The organism is Streptomyces bugieae (assembly GCF_036352915.1).
Taxonomy (GTDB): domain Bacteria; phylum Actinomycetota; class Actinomycetes; order Streptomycetales; family Streptomycetaceae; genus Streptomyces; species Streptomyces endophytica.
Map to the genome: position 1 here is coordinate 1 of NZ_JAZBJP010000207.1, position 412 is coordinate 412.

Genomic DNA, 412 nt, shown 5'->3' on the forward strand with positions numbered 1-412 from the left:
GCCCGGCCAGATCGCCGACGGTCAGCAGGGTCCGGCCGTCCGGCAGCGCCATCGCGTCGTACCAGTCGCCGCCGACGCGGCCGCCCGACGCGGAAGGGAGGTAGTGGGCGGCGACGTCCAGGGCGCCCGGGGCGGGCCGCGGAAGGGGTGACGAACCGCGCCACGGCGGCAGAACGGCCTCCTGGAGCTCCACGGCCGTCCGGTGCTCCGTGCGCTCGACGGGCTCGTCGCGCTGCGCCGCGTCCGGGCCGTGCCCGGCGCTCTCCTCGCCGGTCTCCCGCAGGACGGCCCACATGGAGGCGGTGCAGCCCTCGGTGTCGAGGACCGGCTCGCCCGTCATACGGAGCCCGCGCACCCGGCCGTCGGGGAGCACGATACGGAACTCCCCGTCCATCGGCCGTCCGTCGACGAG

1 protein-coding gene is annotated in these 412 nt (G+C 76.9%); it reads right to left on the reverse strand.

The genetic code is table 11. The features are described 5' to 3' along the window. The coding region (locus V2J85_RS40905; protein ID WP_474064982.1) for a PAS domain-containing protein at positions 1-412 on the reverse strand (412 nt) is incomplete at both ends.